The 22077-nt window shown below is 41.3% G+C and carries 21 protein-coding genes; 10 read left to right on the plus strand and 11 right to left on the minus strand.

What is annotated here, in order from left to right:
- Positions 1 to 21: 21 nt before the first annotated feature.
- From Q0895_RS02095 to Q0895_RS02125, 7 genes are all read right to left on the minus strand, one after another.
- The gene (locus Q0895_RS02095; protein ID WP_299185135.1) at positions 22 to 1080 is read right to left on the minus strand and encodes an ATP-binding protein; all 1059 of its coding nucleotides are present in this window, start codon (positions 1078 to 1080) and stop codon (positions 22 to 24) included.
- A gap of 480 nt (positions 1081 to 1560) precedes the next feature.
- The gene (locus Q0895_RS02100; protein WP_299185136.1) at positions 1561 to 1812 is read right to left on the minus strand and encodes an AlpA family transcriptional regulator; all 252 of its coding nucleotides are present in this window, start codon (positions 1810 to 1812) and stop codon (positions 1561 to 1563) included.
- A gap of 159 nt (positions 1813 to 1971) precedes the next feature.
- Positions 1972 to 2889 carry a hydrolase or metal-binding protein gene (locus Q0895_RS02105; RefSeq protein WP_299185138.1) on the minus strand — a complete coding sequence of 306 codons (918 nt, stop codon included), beginning with the start codon at positions 2887 to 2889 and terminating at the stop codon, positions 1972 to 1974.
- Positions 2890 to 3013: 124 nt separating this feature from the next.
- The gene (locus Q0895_RS02110) at positions 3014 to 4051 is read right to left on the minus strand and encodes a lambda-exonuclease family protein (RefSeq protein ID WP_299185344.1); all 1038 of its coding nucleotides are present in this window, start codon (positions 4049 to 4051) and stop codon (positions 3014 to 3016) included.
- A 211-nt stretch (positions 4052 to 4262) separates the two neighbouring features.
- Entirely contained in the window at positions 4263 to 5255 is a 993-nt protein-coding gene (locus Q0895_RS02115) for a DUF932 domain-containing protein (protein WP_299185140.1), read from the minus strand.
- A gap of 56 nt (positions 5256 to 5311) precedes the next feature.
- Entirely contained in the window at positions 5312 to 5593 is a 282-nt protein-coding gene (locus Q0895_RS02120) for a hypothetical protein (protein WP_299185141.1), read from the minus strand.
- A gap of 118 nt (positions 5594 to 5711) precedes the next feature.
- Complete coding sequence (locus Q0895_RS02125) at positions 5712 to 6626, minus strand: inovirus-type Gp2 protein (protein ID WP_299185142.1); 915 nt, start codon at positions 6624 to 6626, stop codon at positions 5712 to 5714.
- A gap of 535 nt (positions 6627 to 7161) precedes the next feature.
- Between Q0895_RS02125 and Q0895_RS02130 the strand changes: the two genes are divergently transcribed.
- Positions 7162 to 8547, plus strand: coding sequence for a hypothetical protein (locus tag Q0895_RS02130; RefSeq protein WP_299185143.1), 1386 nt, complete (start codon positions 7162 to 7164; stop codon positions 8545 to 8547).
- A gap of 449 nt (positions 8548 to 8996) precedes the next feature.
- Here Q0895_RS02130 and Q0895_RS02135 read toward each other — a convergent pair whose 3' ends face one another.
- Both Q0895_RS02135 and Q0895_RS02140 read right to left on the minus strand, forming a co-directional pair.
- Complete coding sequence (locus tag Q0895_RS02135) at positions 8997 to 9338, minus strand: hypothetical protein (protein ID WP_299185145.1); 342 nt, start codon at positions 9336 to 9338, stop codon at positions 8997 to 8999.
- 577 nt (positions 9339 to 9915) lie between these two features.
- The gene (locus tag Q0895_RS02140; protein ID WP_299185345.1) at positions 9916 to 11151 is read right to left on the minus strand and encodes an LD-carboxypeptidase; all 1236 of its coding nucleotides are present in this window, start codon (positions 11149 to 11151) and stop codon (positions 9916 to 9918) included.
- A gap of 293 nt (positions 11152 to 11444) precedes the next feature.
- Between Q0895_RS02140 and Q0895_RS02145 the strand changes: the two genes are divergently transcribed.
- Positions 11445 to 11900, plus strand: a complete 456-nt coding sequence (locus tag Q0895_RS02145; protein WP_299185146.1) for a YkvA family protein — start codon at positions 11445 to 11447, stop codon at positions 11898 to 11900.
- A gap of 127 nt (positions 11901 to 12027) precedes the next feature.
- On the opposite strand, the gene Q0895_RS02150 is transcribed toward Q0895_RS02145, so the two are convergent.
- Together Q0895_RS02150 and Q0895_RS02155 are read right to left on the minus strand one after the other, a co-directional pair.
- Positions 12028 to 12333: a hypothetical protein gene (locus tag Q0895_RS02150; protein WP_299185147.1), complete on the minus strand. Its 306-nt coding sequence runs from the start codon at positions 12331 to 12333 to the stop codon at positions 12028 to 12030.
- A gap of 81 nt (positions 12334 to 12414) precedes the next feature.
- A complete protein-coding gene (locus tag Q0895_RS02155) occupies positions 12415 to 12978 on the minus strand; it encodes a hypothetical protein (protein WP_299185148.1) in 564 nt (187 codons plus the stop codon).
- A 328-nt stretch (positions 12979 to 13306) separates the two neighbouring features.
- Between Q0895_RS02155 and dnaQ the strand changes: the two genes are divergently transcribed.
- The 8 genes from dnaQ to Q0895_RS02195 all read left to right on the plus strand — a co-directional run bounded on the left by dnaQ (position 13307) and on the right by Q0895_RS02195 (position 22071).
- The gene (gene dnaQ / locus Q0895_RS02160) at positions 13307 to 14935 is read left to right on the plus strand and encodes a DNA polymerase III subunit epsilon (RefSeq protein ID WP_299185149.1); all 1629 of its coding nucleotides are present in this window, start codon (positions 13307 to 13309) and stop codon (positions 14933 to 14935) included.
- Positions 14936 to 15065: 130 nt separating this feature from the next.
- Entirely contained in the window at positions 15066 to 16745 is a 1680-nt protein-coding gene (locus Q0895_RS02165; RefSeq protein WP_299185151.1) for a hypothetical protein, read from the plus strand.
- A 61-nt stretch (positions 16746 to 16806) separates the two neighbouring features.
- On the plus strand, positions 16807 to 17802 hold the full coding sequence (nudC, locus tag Q0895_RS02170) for an NAD(+) diphosphatase (RefSeq protein WP_299185153.1): 996 nt from the start codon (positions 16807 to 16809) through the stop codon (positions 17800 to 17802).
- A 142-nt stretch (positions 17803 to 17944) separates the two neighbouring features.
- Complete coding sequence (locus tag Q0895_RS02175; RefSeq protein WP_299185155.1) at positions 17945 to 18823, plus strand: RnfABCDGE type electron transport complex subunit B; 879 nt, start codon at positions 17945 to 17947, stop codon at positions 18821 to 18823.
- Positions 18824 to 18934: 111 nt separating this feature from the next.
- Entirely contained in the window at positions 18935 to 19630 is a 696-nt protein-coding gene (gene nth / locus Q0895_RS02180; protein WP_299185156.1) for an endonuclease III, read from the plus strand.
- Positions 19631 to 19882: 252 nt separating this feature from the next.
- The gene (metK, locus tag Q0895_RS02185; protein WP_058369724.1) at positions 19883 to 21049 is read left to right on the plus strand and encodes a methionine adenosyltransferase; all 1167 of its coding nucleotides are present in this window, start codon (positions 19883 to 19885) and stop codon (positions 21047 to 21049) included.
- 97 nt (positions 21050 to 21146) lie between these two features.
- Positions 21147 to 21464: a DUF3144 domain-containing protein gene (locus Q0895_RS02190; protein ID WP_299185347.1), complete on the plus strand. Its 318-nt coding sequence runs from the start codon at positions 21147 to 21149 to the stop codon at positions 21462 to 21464.
- 265 nt (positions 21465 to 21729) lie between these two features.
- Complete coding sequence (locus Q0895_RS02195) at positions 21730 to 22071, plus strand: hypothetical protein (RefSeq protein WP_299185159.1); 342 nt, start codon at positions 21730 to 21732, stop codon at positions 22069 to 22071.
- Positions 22072 to 22077: the final 6 nt, after the last annotated feature.

The raw sequence follows: 22077 nt of genomic DNA on the forward strand, positions 1-22077 counted from the left end.
TATTATCTAATAATCATTATCTTATTGTTCGAGCAGTTCTTCTTTATCTAACGATTTATCTGTTGTACCCAATAGTTTTTTTGCGATCAGAGCTTCTTTAGCAGCGAATTTGCGTTTATTACTAGTATCTGTACTGCTACCAACTTCCATTTGGGATTTTCTTACGTTTTCGATAGCTGATATCAGATGATCTAAACTTAACACCGCCTTTTCAATTGACACATCCGATTGCATTAACGCTTTTGGTAAGGCTAAGCGCATACAAGTTCTAATTTCACGTCCTGAAAAATCTTCTGATAGTTCTGCACACTGATTAATTAGACTATCTCTCTCATCAGCCAATGGAATTTTTTCCACTAACATTCTTGACCAAAGCTTTTTGCGAGTGTCTAAGTCAGGAAGTATAAATTCAACGTGATAAGTGATACGTGAGCGAAAAGCCTCATCGTAGTTTTTAGCAAAATTTGTCGCAAAGATAACAACACCGTCAAACTTCTCTAGCTCAATAAGCATGGTTGAGCGCATGGCGTTAATTTCGTTGTCTACACCCTGAGTAACGGAGGACAAACGTTTACCTAGCAAAGTGTCTGCTTCATCAAAAAATAAAACTGCATTTTGATCATAAGCGTCTTGAAAAACCTTTTGTATGTTCTTCGACGTTTCTCCCATTAGCTTGCTTTCTATTTCAGCTATACCCACTTTGATGATAGGTAAATCCAGTCGACCTGCGAACGCTTCAGCAGTTAAGGTTTTACCAGTTCCAGGCTTTCCATAAAAATTTAAAATACTACTGCGACCAACTTTATCAACTTCACTAAAACCCCAGTCCTCATAGATAACTTTATGAAATTTTAATTTTGCCAGACTCTCTTCAAGCTCGTTACGTGTATGAGTTGTTAGAATGACATCAGTATCTAAATGATATCTAGATATTTGAGCTTTATAAACGATAGCATTTTCATCTCTATCATCGGTTTTTGTGTTCCTTTTGTCAGCAAAGGCAGGAGTTTTAAATATGTTTGAAGATCTAATACCTTGATTCATCTCTTCGTTTATTTTTGCTGTATTAGAGTTTTGCATTAATTTCCTTAATATCTATTACTTATAGCCAATGTTGAAGAGCCGTCACAAATCTGTTACTAATCGGTGTATAAAGTTTTATTTAAAAAAACTAAGCCTAAACCATTAATAAAGTCGACTAACTTATGGATATAGTCGATCCGCCATAAAATAAGTACAGTGCTACTGGTATAAATTTTCTTTGCTTACTGTGTGACTTCGTCACTCCAGAGGCTCAATAAAATTCATCCCAGTAGCACGCCATAAAAGCTGTACTCTTTTTATTTAGCACTTACTATAGTAGTGTACTAGTAACCCTTATGCAACAAATAAGCAACACACTTCTTATGAAAATAAAATTTTGTTTTTTCCTACCAACGATAATTGGTAGAATCTAGCATTTATTTATGCAAGCTATGTTATGTAAACGAGCTAAAAATTTCTAAATTCACAAAAAAATAAACCGCCTTACCCTCTTAGAGTTAAGGCGGCTCGATAATATTAAAGTGAGCGCTCGGCAATCTTAGTATTAATCCACTCTGCAATCTCACTCGCTACCCACACTACTCTCACTTGGGTGAGCTGTACCTTTTTAGGGAATGTAGAATCATAGCGATCAGAGTTTTCATTGATCATCTCGTAAATCGTAGAGCGACTAAGACCAGTATAATGGCTGACATCCTTAATACTCAATAGTTGTGGAATATGATTACATTGCTCTATTACTGGTTGTGTTGTATTCAAATTTTCCATGATTTGCTCCTTATAAGTAAATGAGAGCATCTCCTCTCATATACTTACCGAGTCCTATAATTTTTTACTACATCCCATGCCGTCCGACAGTTAGCATGGGTTTAGGTAATAAAAAAAGAGCTGCATGTAACAGCTCTTTTTTATGCTTGGTACGCTGGATTAACTAACCGCTGTCACGCTTTGCCGTAATCCCTGCTCAATGCTGGTCAGGTCATGATTGGCTAAGCCATGGTTCAAGTGCTCATGCTCACCTTGATGTTGACCAGAATCGCCTGTCTCCACGGGATAAAACTCTTCCACGACTGCAAATGCCTCATCGTTATCAATTTCAAAGGATGAATTCACATAGCCAAGCTTTGCTGCTGCCTCTAGCGCTGCTTGATCAAAGCCATGTTCGCTAAGCTCCGTATCAATAGCTTGCGCGTTAGATACCGCATCTTTAAGCGTTACCCCATCACGTAGCGTTAAATCAACAAAGTAAATCGGCGTGCGATAGCTTTGCGTCGTACTCTTACCTCTTAGCGTTAGTTGCAGGGGCAAGCACGACAGCTTATTGCCTGATACCGCAGCAAAGTAGCTGAGCCGTGCTGCAAGCGTTCTAATACTATTAAAGCCTGTGGTGCGAAAGATAAAGGTGCCAAGCTCATCGTCCTCAGATAGATTGACATACAGACGACCGTAGGGCTTACAAACCCCGCCTTGTGCTAGTGGACAACGATCAGGTGATGGGCATGGTAGTGTTTCCACGCCATTATTGGTTCGGCGCTGACACTGCTCACCGTCACCCACACATAGCGGTCTGCCCGTTTGCCGATCAAACAGTGTGTACTCAGCTCGCAGATTTAGTGTCGGATCATTAAACAGCATACGCACGGGTATTTGTCTGAGCTTACCGTCATTATTTGCACGTAGTTTTTCGTCTAGTGGATGATTGATCCATCCTTCTTTATTTTGCACTTGGCTGGTAATAGTGAATTGGTCATCCTTAGCAGGCAGACGCTTGCCGTCTTTTACAATGACACGTCCAATGCTGATACGACCAAGTACAGGCGGGGTTATCGTGAGACCCTTAATCATGATGGTATTCCTTATAGGTTTAATAAAATGAATAAAGCGACATAAAAAGGCCACCTGTGATAGGTGGGCGTTTATGCGCTTACTTTCGGTATTTTTTTAAGGTGTTGATCGATTGGATGCGCGCTTAGTCGGTTAAGACGACAAAGCGGCGACTGCCTTGACGGGTTTTACTGAACTGAGTGAGTAGCTCAGGATGGGCTTTGATCACCGCCTTGGTATCTAAGCTTACGCTGTCCTTGGATCGTTTCCACGAGATAGCCCCTTTTTCAAACACTGCTACTTCATTATCTTGAATTAAGCTTTGCAGCTGATGCTTGACCTGATCATGGCGCTGCCCTAGCTCTTGCATATATTCACGGTAGCTCAGCAACTGCTCAAACAACTTATTGGCACCATCGTCATCTCGTAGATCAACCTTGCTTGACGGCTTAGGCGTTGGATACAGCTGCTTTAATGCTCGAGCTGCGGATTCAGAATGATCAGGGGTTGGCGGCGTGTCTGTTTGCACGTACTGCCAGAACAGACGTTCATGCTCCATGATGGATGCAATCAAACGCTCATCACGCTTAACCTTATATATCTTAGCCTCATGTCCACAAAGCAGCACGCAAATATGAGCTGCCTGTTTACCTGTGACCGCCAGTTGGTGTTGTACTTGGCAAGTGACATATAACGGTACGCCATGTTTCCATAATTTCGCCCCATGTTCCCCTGCAGTTTTACACTCTAAGATTTGTACCTCGTCACTACCCGTGATTGCGTAGTCTAAATTGGCGAGCATAAAGGCTTTGTCAGGATCAGGGTGCTGCAAGATGGCGTTTACGCGCCTGACTTTATTGCCGGTATGTTCTTGATAATATTTAGCCACCATCGGCTCCAAGGTATTGCCCCAATATAGCGGCGAATACCCTTCAATACCGTTATTATTACTGGCATCAATGTCTGAGCTCATGCGTCCGGTCTTAATCATCCATAGCTCAAGCATGGATAGGTACGGATGGATACCACAAGCGGCAGCAGCATCAGAGCTGCCAATGCCTTGCTTGCGTACTTGTAGCCAGTCCTCACGGCTTAAGTCTTTGGTATTAACCAAACGCTTAGCAGTGGTTGTTTGACTAGCGGAAGGTTTAACGGTTTTATTCTGAACCTTAAGCGTTGGCATATCTTCGATGCTGTGCTTAGCTTTTATCTTAGCGATGGCACGCTTAGCCTGTCTTGGCTGAGTGTTGGTATTTAATGCGATCATGTTCATGGTAAATTCCTTCGTTAAATTGGTTATTGGTTTTTAGTTGTTTACTGATTAATGAGAAACAAACGGCATAAAAAAACCACGCTCGAAAGCGTGGTTTAATCGTTGCGTGTACTAAGCGTCTTTAGGCAATCAGTGCAAAGGCTGCCTCTAAGCTTTTATCTTTCAGCTTAGCGCCTGCACCGAACCATGCGGAATCAAGCCTATGATCGTTAGACATCGCTCGGCGCTCATGGTCAACAAACTCTGTCATTGCCGACAGCAGCCCATAAGCGGTATCACGCGCTGAATCCAAATCTGCACCGCGACCTTGACCGTTAAACATGTTCATCACCTGATTCATGGCACGGGCATTAGGCACCGCATCTTTTTCTTTCTTAGCGCTGTTAAACAGAATGATGTCGTTGTCTTGATCATTGAAAACACGGTTCAGGTAATTGGCGGCTTCTGCTTGGGTTACACGGCGCTGGGTTAACTGCTTCATCTCATACATGTGCTCATTCCACTGCTGAACAGAAACGCCTAATTGCTGCTTAACCTTGTCCGCATCAAAGGAGGTGCTATGCGGTACTTTTACCACGCCACCTGAGCCGTCAGCGAGGCTAATGGCTAGCGTGTTATTACACACCACACGGATATTGGTAAATTGTGCTGTAGTCGCAAGCGTGCCGTCACAAGCAGTTGCTAAGAGTAGATAGCCGTTACTGACATCACCGCCCTTTAGGGTCATAGACTGACCTGTACGGGCAAGGGCCCACATCTTGCGACCACCTTTTAGCACCCCTGCGGTCTCAAGCTCAAAGTCAGACTGCTCAGTAAGATCACGATAGAACTCTAGAATCTCACGGGGCTGTACTTCTTGATAGCGTTGACTGACCACCGATAACGGTTCTAGGTTATCGCTACGGTACAGGACCTTATTGCTGTCGAAGGGCATGATCAGGCTTTGGCCTTTCTCATTGCTTGCCATGTAGCTGACGTCTGAGGATTCAATACGCCAATCCATACCAGCCTCACGAGCCCAGACTTCAATAGGCTGATTCTTTGGTAGCTGACTGCCGAGACCGTGCCAAGGGGTATCGCCAACATAAGCCATATTTTCGATTAAATGTGCCATGATTCATTTCCTTTTAGGTTTGATTGTTTATAAGCATTAAGTAATGCGATGATTTATTAGTTGATGGTTGAGAAAACATGCGTACAGTCATCACAGCGATGCTGCTTATTGATCAGCAACGGTAAAGCGCTATGAGGCTCTGCAAGCTCGATGACGGCTGCGATCGCAGTACCTGCAACCACACCGATCACAGGATGGACTTTGAATGATTTGCATAGACTGACACCAAGACCGATCAGTGCAGCGGGTGATAACGGCTCATCCACAAGCTGCTGGTTATTACTATTAGTCATCACATAAACAGCGGACGACTGACAGCGTGGACATAGTGGTTTCATAAGGGCTCCTTATTGCGCGCATAAAAAAGGCCTGCTACGTGCAGGCCTTTGATCAGTGAAGAAGGATGAGCATTAAGACGCTAATGCTCGATCTCATGAATGTAGTATGTATTTGAAATTAGTTTGTTATGGGTGGTAATCCACGACGCCTCTTTGTACGGTAGATGCCATGACCGAAGGTACGCATGCTAGGAAGCCATACTTTTAAGTGCTGACCCACCTTGTCAGGTTTGGTTAAGTACAAGGCTGTACAGACCGCATTTTCTAACTGCTGAAAGTTATCTCGGTGGATCATACCGATACCCAATTTGCCATTTTTCTCGAATCCCTGCTTATTCTCAGTGTAATGATAGTTATAGTAAGCGCCAATACCACTGGTGATCTCTTGCCATCTTTTACCTACCTCTTCAGCCAAATACCAATCGTTTTGTCGTTCTGAACCATCATAGATAAGCAGTAGGTGGCAATGTAGACCGCCATTCTCATGCCCATGCTCTAATGCCCATGCATTGCCTTGCAAATGCTCAAAGCATGTCTTTTTATTTCCTATAAATTCTCTGAGCTTAATCATGTGAAGATTGAAATCTTCGATCGTCACCATATGACTGGTTTCTTTCAGATACATCAAGTCCACTCGAATGAACAATAACCTTGAGTAGTGGTTCAGCAAGTTTCTAACATAGCTTTCAAGGTTTTTCCTATTCTGAGTCTCTTGATATCGCCAAGCGTTATCCTCGGTCTCAATGTTATGTTTATAGCAAGCTATGGTATTAATGAACTGCTGTGTTTTGCCGTGGTCCCAAATAACATCGGATGGGTATGAATCACCAACAATAGCATCGGTACTATAGACAAATGAGTTGATGGTTTGTGAGTAAAATAAATCAGCATTTAGAATTTGCATGAAGGGCAAATATAAAGCGTTCAAACGATTTTTAATATCATCAAAATTGATAGGACTAAAAATGACGTCTCTGACAAGTCTATCAATATTACTGATGAGTTGTGACTGGTTAATGAGTGAATGTGACATGAGTGTGCTCCATTGATTTTAGTTTGGTGTACATAACCATCAATGAAGTCCGTATTAAATTACTCATAATTATTAGTATCTATTAATAATATAAATAACCCACTAAGAATGAGGGCGTCGTTCTTTTTTTCGTCGTGTGCTTAGGAGTTGCCATTTAAGCTTTATGGTAAATTGTCGCTAGGGTTCAGGTTTGTGTCGAGATGGAGTTAGCGGATAGGATTAAAAAATGTGTCGTATAGTGTTTTTGTTTAGTGGTCTGATAGCCTGAACAAGCCAACGTAGATAACCCTTAAACGAAGTAGTGATGTTAGGAATGAGGCTGTCTAAATTTACTGCTAGAACGAGGGTTAAACTCGATGTATAGTTAAGACGAGAAGATGAAAGACTGAATATAGTTTATTTTAAGCTAAAAAAAGGGGGTAAGACTGCTCACACCCCTATATTAGGGAGTTCGTATGTAGTTAAAACATAGTTTTTTTCTACTAATATGGACTTTTATACCACTTTTTATGAGCTTTTTTATAGGGGTTTTTATATGCAAGATGACTTTGATGATGACGACTTTGATGATGACGACTTTGATGATGACGACTTTGATGATGACGACTTCGACGATGACGACTTCGACGATGACGACTTCGACGATGACGACTTCGACGATGACGACTTCGACGATGACAATGACAATGACAATGACAATGACAATGACAATGACAATGACAATGACACATATACTAATAGTGAGAGTTACGAATCATCTATTTATGAAGAAAATACTTCACTTATACAAAATGAAAATTCAGATGCAAAATTGCTTACTGCGAACTCCAGTAATGCAAATTTCATCAAGAGTGATGACCAGTCAATTTTTGAACCCATTTATGAGGTGGTAAATGAGGCTAATATATACCACTTAGCTAAACAACTTAAGTTTAATGCTGACTCTAATATTCATTACCAAAAACGTAATAGAGAAGAGTTAGACACTTTTTTCAAAGTGATTGAACGTTTGAATCATGATGAGTGCAAGAGCTTGGTATTTGCGCATAATATGTATGAGCAGAATTCATCTGCTAATATTGAGATTAGTGAGCTGGCTTTTAAATCACAATTAGTAAATATATTCAAATCTAAGCAATACCCAATTCAGTACTTAACCGAGTTAATGTGTTTTAAAAATAATAATCAACTACCAGATAGTTTGCTAGGATGGATAAGAGAAGATCTCCGTAGTGCTCTGCACATCGCTTATCTAGTCCGTGATACTTTACATAATAAAGCTTTGGTTGGAGGTAAGGAGCTAGTTTGTTACATTTCAAATTACTTGAAATATGAGGTCAATCATTTCAACGACACCCATATCAACTTTCCAAATTATGCAAACGATGTGTATCTAAACGAGCATCAGTTGATAGGCAAAATTGAAACAGTTAAGTCCCACTATTTTAAAAATCGTACTGACAGGGAGATAAAGTGGCTTAAGGGTGATGACAGCGTTCAAATTGAATGGGCTTATAACTATCTATGCTCAGACAAGAGAGACTATCTTGTGCTTCAGAAGATATTCATACCCGTCTCTTTGGAAGACAAGTACAATTTAATCTTAGCTAGTCTTGACGTTTTATCAAATGTAGATTACACATATGATGCTATTACTAACAACATAGATATGAATGATCATACGATCGATTTTAATTCGATACCAGTAATATCATATAGAGCTAAAGTTATAGAGAATATGAAAGATGCTTGGGCGAAGTTTTCAGCAAGCAGTAAGAACGAAGATCTAAGCGAAATAAAGATTTATAAAAAAGACCAAGATCTACTGGACTCTATTAAGAAAGCAGAAGGAACTACTTCTTCCTCAAAAGTTGTAAGTCAGTTGATTAAAGATAAATACAAAGAAATATCTAATAAATAGTAGGTAGCTGTAGTATGTAAAGCTACCCGATTTGATATAATCGTGAAATGTTATTAAAGTTTGAACTTGTCACTTAATGTACACCCATATGTACACCAGGATTATCATAAGTAATTTATTTATTTTAAAATCAATAACTTACTTACGTTATACTGTTCCGGCTCCGGGTACCATTACATAGTTCTATACTATCTTATAGAATAACTAAAGCCCCTGATATCAGGGGCTTTGCTGTATCTGGCGTTCTATACTGTCCTGCTCTATCTAATCCGTACATCTGATGTACATTATTATGTATAAATATACAGTAAATCGATGCGATAAATAGCTAGCGGTCGCGTCTACTTTCGATAAAGATAATAAACAGTTGCTTATTTGCTAATATCTTTGTATAACCATCAGACACAACACGCTCTTATTATCTTTATTACATACTAGACAAAGCTATATTACTGTAATCCTTCCGCTGCTGTCTTATCTAAGTTCGAGTTATTTTCGTTCACAGTGGCTGTATCTTCAGCCTTTTGCTCATTTTCCACGCTGTCTACACCAGAATAGTAGGCTGTACCCCCTGCGTCATCATCTGTACTGTCTGTTTCATCTGTGGAAGTACTAACATTAGTTTCAGTGTCGCTATCTGTCTGCACTGGCGTCATTTCACTAGACTCTGTATGATTAGTATCGGCCTTTTCATCTACTTCATTACTACAAGCACTCAGTCCGATAAGACTTACTAATACTGCCACCCATAGCTTATTTTGAAAGGTTCTATTCAATACTGAATTTTTCATTTTAATTTTCCTTATTATAATACCCATCAATTCAAGGTAAGTACTATCTTCTATGTCATTTAAATATTAACTGTTATTATTAACCAATCATTTTTGTTTGTTTTGATTAATCGTTTAACAAAACCACTAGGTATGCTTATTATGTTTTTACATGCCCTAAATGATCTTGTCCCTTATTTTGCATCTTATATAGTTATCTTCGTTAAGTAGAAAAAATAAACCGCCTGACTCATTGGAGTTAAGGCAGTTGCATAAGCTTGTTGAGCGCTTATTAATTTTAGTAACAATCAAATGTGCTATCTTAGCCACCTATTGCTCATTGAGCTTAATTACACTGGCAGCATTTTTCGCACATGTTGCATTTTTTGCAAGTTGATGGACTGGTACATCCGCATTTTTCACAGCTACAAGTGGTGTTGTAATGAATAGAAGGAGCTGAAAGATTTGTTTTTTTGGCGTTTGACATCATCATAATTCCTTGTAATAAGAGAGTAATTGATGATTAATCTTGACAGATATAAGTAATGCTTTCTGTAAAGCAAATGTTAATCTATTGATCAAAGTCCACCCGATCACACTATATAACTTGCCATAACCCTTCGACATTAATCTTATTTGCCTCGATAGTTGGATAATCCGTAAAATTCAATGTATAGCCGTCAGTTTTATTTGTCGCTGGCGTAATCTGACAAGTCGCGCCGAGTGGAAAGCTATGTTTTTTACTGATATGCCCAAAGCTCATGCCACTATAGATAGGTAGTCCAGTCAGCTTATGCAACTGACGTATGACCATCGCCACATCGTAACGTTTATCGTAGCTATCTTCACCTGTGCCAGACAATGAGCCAAATACGATTGCTTGCTGATTCTGGAACACCCCTGCTAAATACAAATCATAGAGCATGCGCTCGATACGATAAGCCTGTTCGCCTACGTCTTCCAAAAATACAATGCCACCATCAATACGCGGCAAGTACTCGCTACCTGCCAGCGCTGATACCACGCTCAGATTACCACCCCAAATCGTTCCCGTGAGTGATTGAGTCTTATCAGTCGCCAGAATCGCTGGTAATTGCTTGCTGGTCAAATCTGCATTTTGAACACTAATGTTCAGATTAGGATTCGTCAGCGCTTCTACAAACTGCCGACAACTGATCTCATCAGGAGACGTTTTGCCAAACTCGCTATAGAGCATGGGACCTGCAAGCGAGCTCATTTGCCCTTTCGCCAGCAGTGCACACTGAATAGCGGTGACATCACTAAAGCCTGTCAGTATTGTGCCTTGCTCTCTCATAATGCGCCCCAGCGTTTGCCAGTCAATCATCGGCAGCAGACGCATTGCGCCATAGCCACCGCGTACACCCATAAGCAGTTTGGGTGCAGCAATCGCGCCAGTCGCAATATTTTGTAGATCAGTGGCTCGCTGCGTGTCCGTTCCTGCAAAGCGCAAATATTGTCGTCTGGTGATAGCAGGATTGTGTACATCAAAACCTGCGCAAGCCAAGCGCTCTAATGCCAATTGGTTACGTTCATGACTACCGCCCACGTTGGAGCTGGCAAATAGACGCGTCTCAATAGTAGGTACTATGCAGTGCGATTTGGACGCTATTGACTGATTACTGTCTGTCAGCACCATTGGCAAGTCATCTTTGGTCAGCTGCATGCTGTCATTTTTATCGCTCGTTTTGTCTGCAGCTTTAATCGTTAAGCCTTGAGCGATACCTTGAGTTGCAAGTAGACCAGCACCTGTACTCACCCCTAAGCGACATAAAAATTGGCGGCGACTAAGCTCCTTATCAGCCGCAGTGGTCATATCAGTTTGTTTTAAAAGAGTCGGATTTTCTGTACGCATACTGAACTGTTACCTCAAAACTTATTTTAAAATAATGGTTTTAGAACAATGGCTTAATTATCAACGTTTTTAACATTAACTTTATATAAATATCGCAGTTTGGCAGCTTTAATAGCGACAAGGATTGCATAACCCTATAACCATTGCCTATTACAACTGCAACAAATCATTAAACAACCATGTTTGGTACTTACCATTACTCTTGTTATAGTAAATAGTAATGAATCATCCACCAATAATGAGAGGAGCCTAGTATGGCTGGTAAAGAAAAAGATAATAAGTCGCTTTTAGACAATATTAAACTCATCTTAAGTAAAGAAGATAGAATAAAGAATCAAGTCGACAATGATCGCGGTCTTGAGCGTTATGCTAAAGATTTGATGCTACTTATGAGCTTGGTAAAAGATTATTATCAAGGTAATTATCGCAATATACCTTATAAAACTGTCTCAGCAGCAGCGGTTGGGTTGTTATACGTCTTAAACCCTATTGATATTATTCCAGATTTTATACCTTTTATTGGTCAAGTTGATGATGCTTTGGTCATAGGGTTTTGCTTAAGAATGATAGAAAAAGACTTAAACAAATATAAAACTTGGAAAAACGAGCAATCAACGTCTAAAGATTCAACGTCTAAAGATGGTGCAAAGTCCGAAAATAAAGCGTCTGAAAATAAAGACAAAAATGCCAAAGCTAAGAAAAAACCCTAATTATTAGAATATAATTAATGGTAACCTTAATCATAAAAACACGGTCAATGAGTGCATCACTGACCGTGTTGTTGTGCGCATTAAGCTTAAAACTCATAAACCATCATTAGTGAGTGACAACTAACAGTTAATCAGGCACGTCATAATTGGCGTTTTCTGGGTTGAGACCGAAAGAACAAACAAAAGTAGCAACGAGACTATTAATGATAATAAAGGGTAAATCAATGGTAACGTGGCCGAGTAGATAGCGTCCAATCAGCCACGAAACAACGAGCATAATAATAAAAAACGCGCCTAGATATCCTAAGATGACAGGATGCTTTAAACTATAGGGCTGCGCAGGCTTAGGTTGTTTACCAAGTACATATATACGTATCGCCCAACCAGCGGCATAAGACAAACCACCTAAGACGACATAACTCAAAAAATTCATATTATCTAACTCTATTGCTTAATCACTGGCAAGATATTTTGGTCCGACTATGCTATATCTTTCATTAAAGACTGTCTGCTATTAAAGGCTTTTAGTGCTTGGCCCAACATTATCGATGACAATATTGGCATGGGGATTGGCCAAAATATCTGTATTAACTTCATCACAATCTACCTGATAAATCGTATTGGCCCCTTTATAAATGTAAGACAAATACTCACTATCAAGCAAAGGGTCGATATTGGCATAGACAGGTTTGACATGTGCCATGACCAGCACTCTATCGGGACGACCGATGACTGCATCAACATTGTCAGGATCAATGGAGAAAAATTTGGGTATCTCGCTATTATCCATAACTTCTAAAGGTTCAGCATTATCCCACACCCGTTCGGCAGTTGCAGGCTCCTTCATTTGCATAACCCACTTGCCTTGTTGCTGACTCACTTTGATTTGGGCAGGCTCGTCATTGCTGACGGTATAGCAGCCTTCAAATACAGATAGATCTGTCTTAGTCTTCGCTATCTCTGTTTCTGTAGTCGTACTGGTATCGTTACAACCTGACAGTAACAATGCACTAACGGTCATAGCACTGATGGCAAGCGTCGTAAACTTATGGCATATAACGTTTGAGCAATTGAACATGATAATATTATCCTACGTTAAAAAAGACTGAGGTATATGCAAATCCGCTTAAGCTAACAAGCGATGTCATGTCCTTATCTAACTCATTTTAACAGAAAATACTGCCCTTTCTGTTTTGATATTTAGTTTTACAGTTTTATGGTGAGCGATGGCACATATAGGTCATGTATTTGGTATAATTGAGCGCAGTCATTCAATCAAATTACAATCAATCTACGATAGTATCAATATAGGGCACTATTAAGTCGCCTCTGTAGTGAGGGTCTTATATAGCCCTGAATTGCTCTATTTATCGTGAGTTGATTGTCCGTTAAGCTTTTAGGTCATTATGTCAGACAACCATGCTCTATCATCATCACCTTTTGCTACTTCTGTCAGCGCATCTGCAAATGCGTCGACCACGAGTCAGCAAAATGAGACCAATCCGCTGGCAGTAAAAGCGAATACCACTGTTGCCTATACAGATGGCGCTTGTAAGGGCAATCCAGGCGCCGGTGGCTGGGGCGCGCACCTTATTTTTAGTGATGGACATACGCAAGACTTGTACGGTGGCGATAAAGAAACCACCAATAATCGTATGGAGCTGATGGGTGCGATAAAAGCTTTAGAACACAGTCCTCAAAATCTAAAGCTTGAAATTTGGACCGACTCCAGCTACGTCAAAAACGGCATTACCCAGTGGATTGAAGGTTGGAAAAAGCGCGGATGGAAGACGGCAGGCAAAAAGCCTGTAGCCAATCAAGACTTGTGGCAACAGTTGGATAAGCTTTGTCAAGCACGTAATGTTGATTGGCACTGGGTTAAAGGTCATGCTGGGCACGCTGGCAATGAAAAAGCGGATGAGCTAGCCAATCTGGGCGTCACTTCTAGTAGCGAGCACTCATCTACAGCGCGTTCTATAGATAACTTTGAACCTACTAACGATGATACCGCTAAAAAAAAAGCTAAAACAAGCGCTAATGACTGGTTAAATAATGATCCGTTAGGCTTTAATATGATGGATGAGGATTTAGATGAAGAGTCGTACGAAAACCCTTTAGATGAAATACCAGATAATAATGTTTTAAAGCCTGTATCAGTCAAGCAACAACCAGACAATGCTACGCAGCCAGTGAGTATCGATACCATGACATCAGATGAGACAAATATAAACAGCGATACAACCATCATGTCAGTAGACTTGCCAAAATTCGATGGTGATACTGGTCGTGCTAACCCCAATTTTCGTCCGCTACTGCCAAAGCCTATCCATCGACACGAGCCCAATCGTCAGCTTGTCATGGATACAGAGACGACAGGACTTGATCCTCTCAAAGGCGACCGCGTGATTGAGGTCGGCATTGTCGAAATAGTCGGTCGTAAGTTTACGGGCGAAAAGCTACATGTTTATATCAATCCGCAGCGCGGTATGGATGAGGAAGTCATTCGTATTCACGGTATCTCCGAAGCTTTTTTGGCAGATAAGCCAACTTTCGATCAGGTTGCTAAGGCGTTATACGACTTTATGGATGGCGCAGAAATCATCGCTCACAACGCCACGTTTGATATGAACTTTTTGAGCATGGAGTTTAGTAAAGTTGGTCTGACAGACTTCGCCGAGCGTGTACAAGTCACTGACTCTTTGTTAATGGCAAAGCAGCAGTATCCTGGACAAAAAAACACATTGGATGCTTTGGTACGCCGATTAAACGTCGGTAAGCAGGATCGTACTTTTCACGGCGCTTTGTTAGATTCGGAGATCTTAGCTGAAGTTTATTTGGCAATGACGGGTGGACAGGTAACGCTAGCGATTGAAGAAGATACTCAAACGGAGGGTGGCAACACCGCTCATGCTAATTTTGCGAATTTGGCATCTTTATTGCTAGAGTCAACTGTAGATAACCATGCCAATCAAAACTGGTTTGCAGGTTTAGCAGAAGATTATCCTGAATTAAACGCTAGGCTATCGCAGTGGTAGAGCGCGTTACTGCGCATAACATAATTAGTTGGGCTAAGCCAGTCAGATGTCTATTGACATACTAAAGGGCCTGCTTTTATTAATAACTACTGCTAGAGTCGACTCTATTAACACTTTATGGAAAAAAACTATGAGCCAGTCTGAGCAAACAATGTTGACCACCCCTGCCCTTAGTATCACTAACTTTAACTTGCCTTCTCTACATCTGCTGCATAATGAGATTACAGTCATTCTAAGAGATGCTGAAAATCATCTTAGTGAATTTAACGATGATCAAGAACAAGTCTCTTTATTATTAGACTCTATTAGCGTATTAACACAACTGTCTTGTATTTTTAAGTTGATTGCATTGACTGGCGGACAGCTACTAAGTACAGCCATCGCACAAGGTCTACAACAGCTTTATGACAACAATAATAACAGTGACACCGCTTTGATTATGGACTTATCAGAGGCGATCATGACACTTGATCGTTATGTCGAGTTTGTACTATTGACCGAAACAGTTGAACCAACCCTACTATTACCAATTATCAACAAACTTTATGCTCATAGTCAGCAAGATACGATCGATGCCAATTATTTTTCTGAATTTGGTAGCAGCAGCGTCATTATTGCCAACCCTAAACAGAACTTTAAGCCTTTAAGTGAGCTAAATCTTGATAGTGATTTACTCACCAATGCTTATCGTAGTGGTCTAAATGTAGTCCTTGCCAAACATGCGCCACTAACAGCGGGTGCCCAGCAAAAACTTGATGCCATGAGTGCTGCTTGTGCAGTGATTGCCGCCCACACTGACAGTTTATTTTGGCAGGCGGCAAGTGCTGCCGTCACAGATATAAAAGACATCTTACCGTTAAGTGCTAGTCAAAAACATACACTTATCTACTTAGAGCAGCAGTTTTATAGCTATTTACCAATAATGGACTCCCGTTTTGCGGACTTAGTAAGTTTTGCTTGCCAGCGTGATAATCAACAAGCGCAAAAGCTATGCGCTCAGTACATAAACAATCAGCTTGACTCATCACAGCTCAAGCAGATGCAGCGCTTCTTATTTGGACCAAACCGTGCCATTACTGACACACTAAATGACATTATTCAAAACCAAATCAGCACTGTTAAAGAAAAAGTTGATAATTATGCCCGCGGTGATACACTTAGTCCTGCAGCGGTACAAGTAAGCTCAATCGCTGCCGATCTGATAGAGCTAAGCTCAATATTGCAGTTATTATGCTTAGCTGATGCGGCAACTTCACTCAAAAATGTAGCTTCATCTGTAGCAAAATGGCAGGCGCCAACACCTGATGAGTTTGACTCTCTATTATTAGCACTGATGCATGCAGAGAATGCTTCGAACGCGATGGCAAAAATACATACTCCAGGTGCTATTCATTTGGCAACGCATAGTCAGCATATCTCATTACACCAAATAGATACGGCCTATGATACTTTGGTACAAGAGAGCCGTACAGCTCTATCAAGCACAGAGCAAGCAATTAACGACTATTTAATGGATGACAACCGTGACCTGCTAAACATTGAAAACATACCTGATTTGATACATCAAGTCGCGGGCGCAATACGCTTCTTACAATTGCCTACACCCGCAAATATGCTTAGCCAATTGTCTACCAATATGCAAAAACGTCTTGAAAATGGTCAAAGTATAGATGATCGTACACTTGCTCATATAGCTGATGTACTCATGGCAGTAGACTATCGCTTAGATGGTTTTGAAAACAACCATCCTGTGAGCAAAAAATCGCTCGATGTTGCCCAGGATAGCTTAAGCCAGTTACTTGCCGCTTAACTATTGCAGATAAACATAGGCAACTTTTAGGTAACCCTCTCGCTGCTTTGGATAGCTATTTATGACCACCGCCTTTGTGATTGATAACGAGACTGTACTGTGCCGCTATACTGCAAAAGGCTGGCGGCCTGTGCAAGTTTCTGTTTTGGCTATTAACAGTGATATTGTCAAAAAAGACCAAGCAGCAGAGTCAGCAAATGAGCTCTATCAGGTTGGCCGTGTCGAATTATTGGCAAGCTTAGCAGCAAGCAATTGGGAGACTAATGGGTCGCTAGCATTGGATACAAGCCCTGAGCCTATTGATGGCGATGATGTACCTGCTACCATTGCCATTACTTATGATTATGCGCAAACTCACGGCATTGCTATTCCCAACTTAACTAAAGACTCTCATAAGTCAACCGTATTGCAGACGCCATTAGCCCGTACTGAAGAGATAAACTTCATTACTTATAGGCAGCTTATCACCCAGCTACCAGTTGCTCTCTCGACGCAGCTGAGCCAAGCGATTCAATTGCTGCGCTGGCAAGCAGATACTCAGTTTTGTAGTCGCTGCAGCGCTTCGGTTACGGTAGCCAAATTTGGCGAGCGTGCGATGGTCTGTCCAGTCTGCCGCTTACGCCAGTATCCACGAGTACAACCTTGTGTCATCACAGCCATCACCCGTCCAAACCCACAAACCGGTGAGATGCAGATACTCTTGGCACACCATCACCGCTATGGTCGACCAAGCACGCAGCTTCAATATGGCTTGATTGCAGGCTTTGTAGAAGTAGGTGAAAGTCTAGAGCATGCCGTAATGCGAGAGGTGTTAGAAGAAGTAGGTATTCGCTTGACTGACATCCACTATGTCAGTAGCCAACCATGGCCATTTCCCTCAAACTTAATGCTAGGATTTCGAGCGTCTTATACAAGCGGTGAGATAGTCATACAAGAAGATGAGCTTTCGCACGCCGACTTCTTTGATATCTCAAACTTACCAAAGATACCTTTTAAAGGCAGTATTGCTTACGATTTAATTGCACAAATTGCTCACGAACAAGGCATAATACTTTAGCTTTATAGAATATATTAGCGTGTAATCAGTAGCATGCCATTATGAACAATACTCTTTTATGATAGATTATCTATACTAGTAGCTACCAATAGTATAGTAGCTCTCACCCATTCTTTATGCCAGTTTTAAGGCCTTTGATTAAATGCCCAGTGATATTCATACCCGTCTAACAAACTTGCCCATACTATTTGATACGTTAACTTTAGAGACGCTCCCAGCTGACACACAACAGCAAATTGCGTATGTTGATTCGTGTCTACCCCAGACGCAGTGCGGTCTTTGCGATCATCCTGATGGGTGTCTACCTTATGCTACCGCTATCGTTGTAAATGGTGAGCCACATAATAAATGTGTGCCTGGTGGTCAACCTGTTAGTGATGCGATTGCCCTTATTTTAGACGCAGATCACGCTACTTTGGATACTGTCTTTTCACAGAGTCAAACCTCAAATAGTGAGCACGGACATCTGGTTGCTGTACCATCAAAGTGGCCAATAGATCCTACAACCGAGCGTCCGCATGAAGTACGGGCCGTTATTCGTGAAGATGATTGTATCGGTTGCACAAAATGCATCCCAGCCTGTCCAGTCGATGCCATCGTTGGTACTGGCAAACATATGCATACGATTTTTACAGATTTGTGCACCGGTTGTGAGCTATGCATTGCACCCTGCCCTGTTGACTGCATTGACCTCGTTCCTATTGAGCGTGAACTGTCAGCAGCAGAACGTATGCAAGAGCAAAACGAGCTACGCCAGCGTTATCACACGCATCTTAGACGCGTAACTGAGCAACTGACCGATAGTAATAATAGTAGGCCTGTCGTCAGTATGGTAGAAGCCAAGCTAAATAACGCCAGTGCCCAAACTATTGATATCAATGAGCAGCAAGCAAAGAATACTATTGCTGCCGCCAAACTACGCAGTAAAATCAAAAAGCTAGAAAAACAGTTAAGCGTCCGTCCCAACCCAGAGAAAAGCGCCGAGTTGGCTACGTTGCAAGATCAACTATCTCAGTTATAGTGTTAGTATTAGGGATAATTTGTCCGTATCCTGTTATCTTATTTGATCTAATTTAGTATCGACCTTAACCACTATTAACATCAACAGCTATAAAAATATTGTCTATATCCTATGAGCAAAACTGTCAAACACAAAACTGCAGACACACCGCCATCGAGACGATTGCCCAATCGTAACGTACGACCGTTCTTTGAGAAGTTGGCTGCTACTATTGACGATCCCATTACCGAATTAAACTACAGTAATAATTTTGAGCTACTTATCGCAGTCATACTCTCTGCACAAGCGACTGATGTGAGTGTCAATATTGCAACCCAGCAGCTATACCCTGTCGCCAATACTCCTGAGGCTATATTGGCATTGGGTGAAGAAGGCCTAAAATCTTATATCAAAAATATTGGCTTATACAATGCCAAAGCCAAAAATGTGATCAAAACCTGTCGCGATTTAATAGTGAAGTTTGACAGCACCGTACCTGATAACCGTAAAGACTTAGAGTCGCTCGCTGGTGTGGGGCGCAAAACCGCTAACGTGGTCTTGAATACTGCCTTTGGACAACCAACTATGGCAGTCGATACGCATATTTTCCGTGTTAGCAATCGCACGGGGCTGGCTACTGGTAAGAACGTCTTAATAGTAGAGAAAAAGCTGGTCGAGCGTATTCCAGAAGACCTATTGGTTGACGCTCATCACTACCTCATCTTGCATGGGCGCTATACCTGTCAAGCGCGTACCCCTAAATGCGGAGCCTGTCCGGTTTATGAAGAATGTATGTTTAAGGACAAAGCTACGTTTGTAGAGATTTGAAATTCTTTATAGCTAGTATTGTCTAATAGAGATAACCCAACTCAAAGAAAAACGATACAGATAACTATTAGCAGAAATTTAGCCAACTTGATGATTTTTACGATTGATAGCAACAATAGCTACACTAGAGTTTTCACTCGATTCACGGTAAAATGTGCTAATTTTTTGATTCACTTTTGCCTCTTATTTTCCGTTAACATTTAATTATGACTGATTTAGTAATGACAGTCCTTGCAATTAAGCGATCTAACTATGCGTGAATACAACTTATTTACATCTGAATCTGTAAGCGAAGGCCATCCTGATAAAATGGCCGACCAAATCTCAGACGCTATCCTTGACGCCATCTTACGTGAAGACATCCAAGCTCGCGTAGCATGCGAGACGCTGGTCAAAACTGGTGCAGTGATACTAGCAGGCGAAGTGACCACTACCGCCAACATTGATTTGGAGCGTATTGTACGTGATACGGTCAATGGTATTGGTTATCATCACTCAGATCTTGGTTTTGATGGTGAGACTTGCGCAGTGATCAACATGCTTGGCAAGCAATCACCTGAAATCGCTCAAGGTGTCGATCGTAACAGCCCAGAAGAGCAAGGCGCTGGTGATCAAGGCTTAATGTTTGGTTATGCTAGTAATGAAACCGATGTGTTAATGCCTGCTCCTATCGAGTTTGCACATCGTCTTATGGAGCGTCAGTCTGAGCTACGCCGTGCTGGTGACCTGCCTTGGTTACGTCCAGATGCAAAAGCACAAGTTACCTTAAAATATGATGGCAATCGTCCGACTGCAATTGATGCTGTGGTATTGTCTACTCAGCATGATCCAAGTATTTCGCAAAAAGATCTGCAAGAAGCAGTCATGGAATCTATCATCAAACAAGTACTGCCAGCCGACCTGTTGCATGCTGGTACTCGCTACCACATCAACCCAACTGGCAAGTTCGTTATTGGCGGACCTGTCGGTGATGCAGGCTTAACCGGACGTAAAATCATCGTCGATACCTACGGCGGTATGGCTCGCCACGGTGGCGGTGCCTTCAGTGGTAAAGACCCTTCAAAAGTCGATCGCAGTGCCGCTTATGCAGTACGTTATGTCGCCAAAAATATCGTCGCAGCAGGTTTGGCCGAGCGCTGTGAAGTACAAGTCAGCTACGCGATTGGAGTTGCTGAACCTACTTCTATATCAGTTAATACTTTTGGTACGAGTAAAATCAGCTCTGATGAAATCATTCGTCTGATTCGTACACATTTTGACCTGCGCCCTTATGGCATTACCCAAATGCTAAACCTACTCCAGCCTATGTATCAACGCACAGCAACTTTCGGTCATTTTGGTCGCGTCGGCTCTGATACTGCTTTTACTTGGGAAAAAACAGACAAAGCTGAATTACTAAAAGCAGATGCAGGTTTATAAACCCATATTTACAGACACTCAATAGGAGTTGCTTATGTCTCAAGACAATATTGATAACAACGCTCAAAACCAAAATTTAAATGACAATGCTGAAGCGATGACTGAAATCACCCCTGAAATGCAGGCGTTTTATCAGCGTGCCGATGCTATTATCGGGGTTGCAAATAGACAATTGGGTCCTGAAGCTCATTCAGGGCAAGTCGGTGCTTCATTACTTTATGCAGCAGCGCGTTATAGCGCTTCGGTCGCCTCTATTGGCTTTGTGAAAGGTGATGACTTTGCAAAAGAAAAAGACGACATCGTAGAGTTTTACGTTAAGCAGTACCGTCAGATGCTAAGTGATAATTTGACCGATTATGCGCAAAACTTTGACAAATATGTACAGCTTAACCAAGATGATAAGTCATCTAAGTAACTACTTTATTATTTGATATTTAAACAAAACCCCAGCCTATTTATAGACTGGGGTTTTTTATTGGCTATCTTTTTAGTAAGTGACTGACTACAATGAGATCAATACTAAAAAATAAGCCTCTCAAGCTTAAGACGTTATTAACTTATGAAAACAGATAAAGCAGATGCTATACGCCAATTATTAGCTTATCTACTACAACAGGACGTTGTGGATTTCATCAATTACAACCTTCATAGATTATGATTTTCATAAATAAGGATATATTATGTTTAATAATAATTTTTTGATATCTTGGCGCTCATGCTTGTCGCTACTGACAGTATCTGTAGCGATGACACTAGCAGGCTGTAGCAATATACCAAGTGGCACCGAGCCTATCACCACTCCGATCCGTACACCTGCTACTAATCAACAAGCACCTAGCGATGATTTGTTTACTAAGTGCCCGCCTCACAACCCAGAGCAAAACATGTGTACTATGCAATACGACCCTGTTTGCGTAACCACGAAAGTTGGCTCGACCATCAGTTATCGCACAGCGGGCAACGCCTGCTCAGCGTGTGGCACAACTGCAGCGATAGGTTATGTACCAGGCAAATGTATCTAACACTTT

Origin of the sequence: uncultured Psychrobacter sp. (assembly GCF_947495825.1) — a bacterium.
Taxonomy (GTDB): domain Bacteria; phylum Pseudomonadota; class Gammaproteobacteria; order Pseudomonadales; family Moraxellaceae; genus Psychrobacter.

Bases quoted from the DNA above. Each gene is read 5' to 3' on its own strand.
- Q0895_RS02135 (WP_299185145.1), bottom strand. From the start codon at position 9,338: ATGAAAAATTCAGTATTGAATAGAACCTTTCAAAATAAGCTATGGGTG.
- Q0895_RS02105 (WP_299185138.1), bottom strand. From the start codon at position 2,889: ATGATTAAGGGTCTCACGATAACCCCGCCTGTACTTGGTCGTATCAGC.
- Q0895_RS02125 (WP_299185142.1), bottom strand. From the start codon at position 6,626: ATGTCACATTCACTCATTAACCAGTCACAACTCATCAGTAATATTGAT.
- Q0895_RS02195 (WP_299185159.1), top strand. From the start codon at position 21,730: ATGTTTAATAATAATTTTTTGATATCTTGGCGCTCATGCTTGTCGCTA.
- nudC (WP_299185153.1), top strand. From the start codon at position 16,807: ATGACCACCGCCTTTGTGATTGATAACGAGACTGTACTGTGCCGCTAT.
- Q0895_RS02165 (WP_299185151.1), top strand. From the start codon at position 15,066: ATGAGCCAGTCTGAGCAAACAATGTTGACCACCCCTGCCCTTAGTATC.
- Q0895_RS02120 (WP_299185141.1), bottom strand. From the start codon at position 5,593: ATGAAACCACTATGTCCACGCTGTCAGTCGTCCGCTGTTTATGTGATG.
- Q0895_RS02100 (WP_299185136.1), bottom strand. From the start codon at position 1,812: ATGGAAAATTTGAATACAACACAACCAGTAATAGAGCAATGTAATCAT.
- Q0895_RS02095 (WP_299185135.1), bottom strand. From the start codon at position 1,080: ATGCAAAACTCTAATACAGCAAAAATAAACGAAGAGATGAATCAAGGT.
- dnaQ (WP_299185149.1), top strand. From the start codon at position 13,307: ATGTCAGACAACCATGCTCTATCATCATCACCTTTTGCTACTTCTGTC.
- Q0895_RS02190 (WP_299185347.1), top strand. From the start codon at position 21,147: ATGACTGAAATCACCCCTGAAATGCAGGCGTTTTATCAGCGTGCCGAT.
- Q0895_RS02150 (WP_299185147.1), bottom strand. From the start codon at position 12,333: ATGAATTTTTTGAGTTATGTCGTCTTAGGTGGTTTGTCTTATGCCGCT.
- Q0895_RS02115 (WP_299185140.1), bottom strand. From the start codon at position 5,255: ATGGCACATTTAATCGAAAATATGGCTTATGTTGGCGATACCCCTTGG.
- Q0895_RS02145 (WP_299185146.1), top strand. From the start codon at position 11,445: ATGGCTGGTAAAGAAAAAGATAATAAGTCGCTTTTAGACAATATTAAA.
- nth (WP_299185156.1), top strand. From the start codon at position 18,935: ATGAGCAAAACTGTCAAACACAAAACTGCAGACACACCGCCATCGAGA.
- Q0895_RS02110 (WP_299185344.1), bottom strand. From the start codon at position 4,051: ATGCCAACGCTTAAGGTTCAGAATAAAACCGTTAAACCTTCCGCTAGT.
- Q0895_RS02140 (WP_299185345.1), bottom strand. From the start codon at position 11,151: ATGACCACTGCGGCTGATAAGGAGCTTAGTCGCCGCCAATTTTTATGT.
- Q0895_RS02155 (WP_299185148.1), bottom strand. From the start codon at position 12,978: ATGTTCAATTGCTCAAACGTTATATGCCATAAGTTTACGACGCTTGCC.
- metK (WP_058369724.1), top strand. From the start codon at position 19,883: ATGCGTGAATACAACTTATTTACATCTGAATCTGTAAGCGAAGGCCAT.
- Q0895_RS02175 (WP_299185155.1), top strand. From the start codon at position 17,945: ATGCCCAGTGATATTCATACCCGTCTAACAAACTTGCCCATACTATTT.
- Q0895_RS02130 (WP_299185143.1), top strand. From the start codon at position 7,162: ATGCAAGATGACTTTGATGATGACGACTTTGATGATGACGACTTTGAT.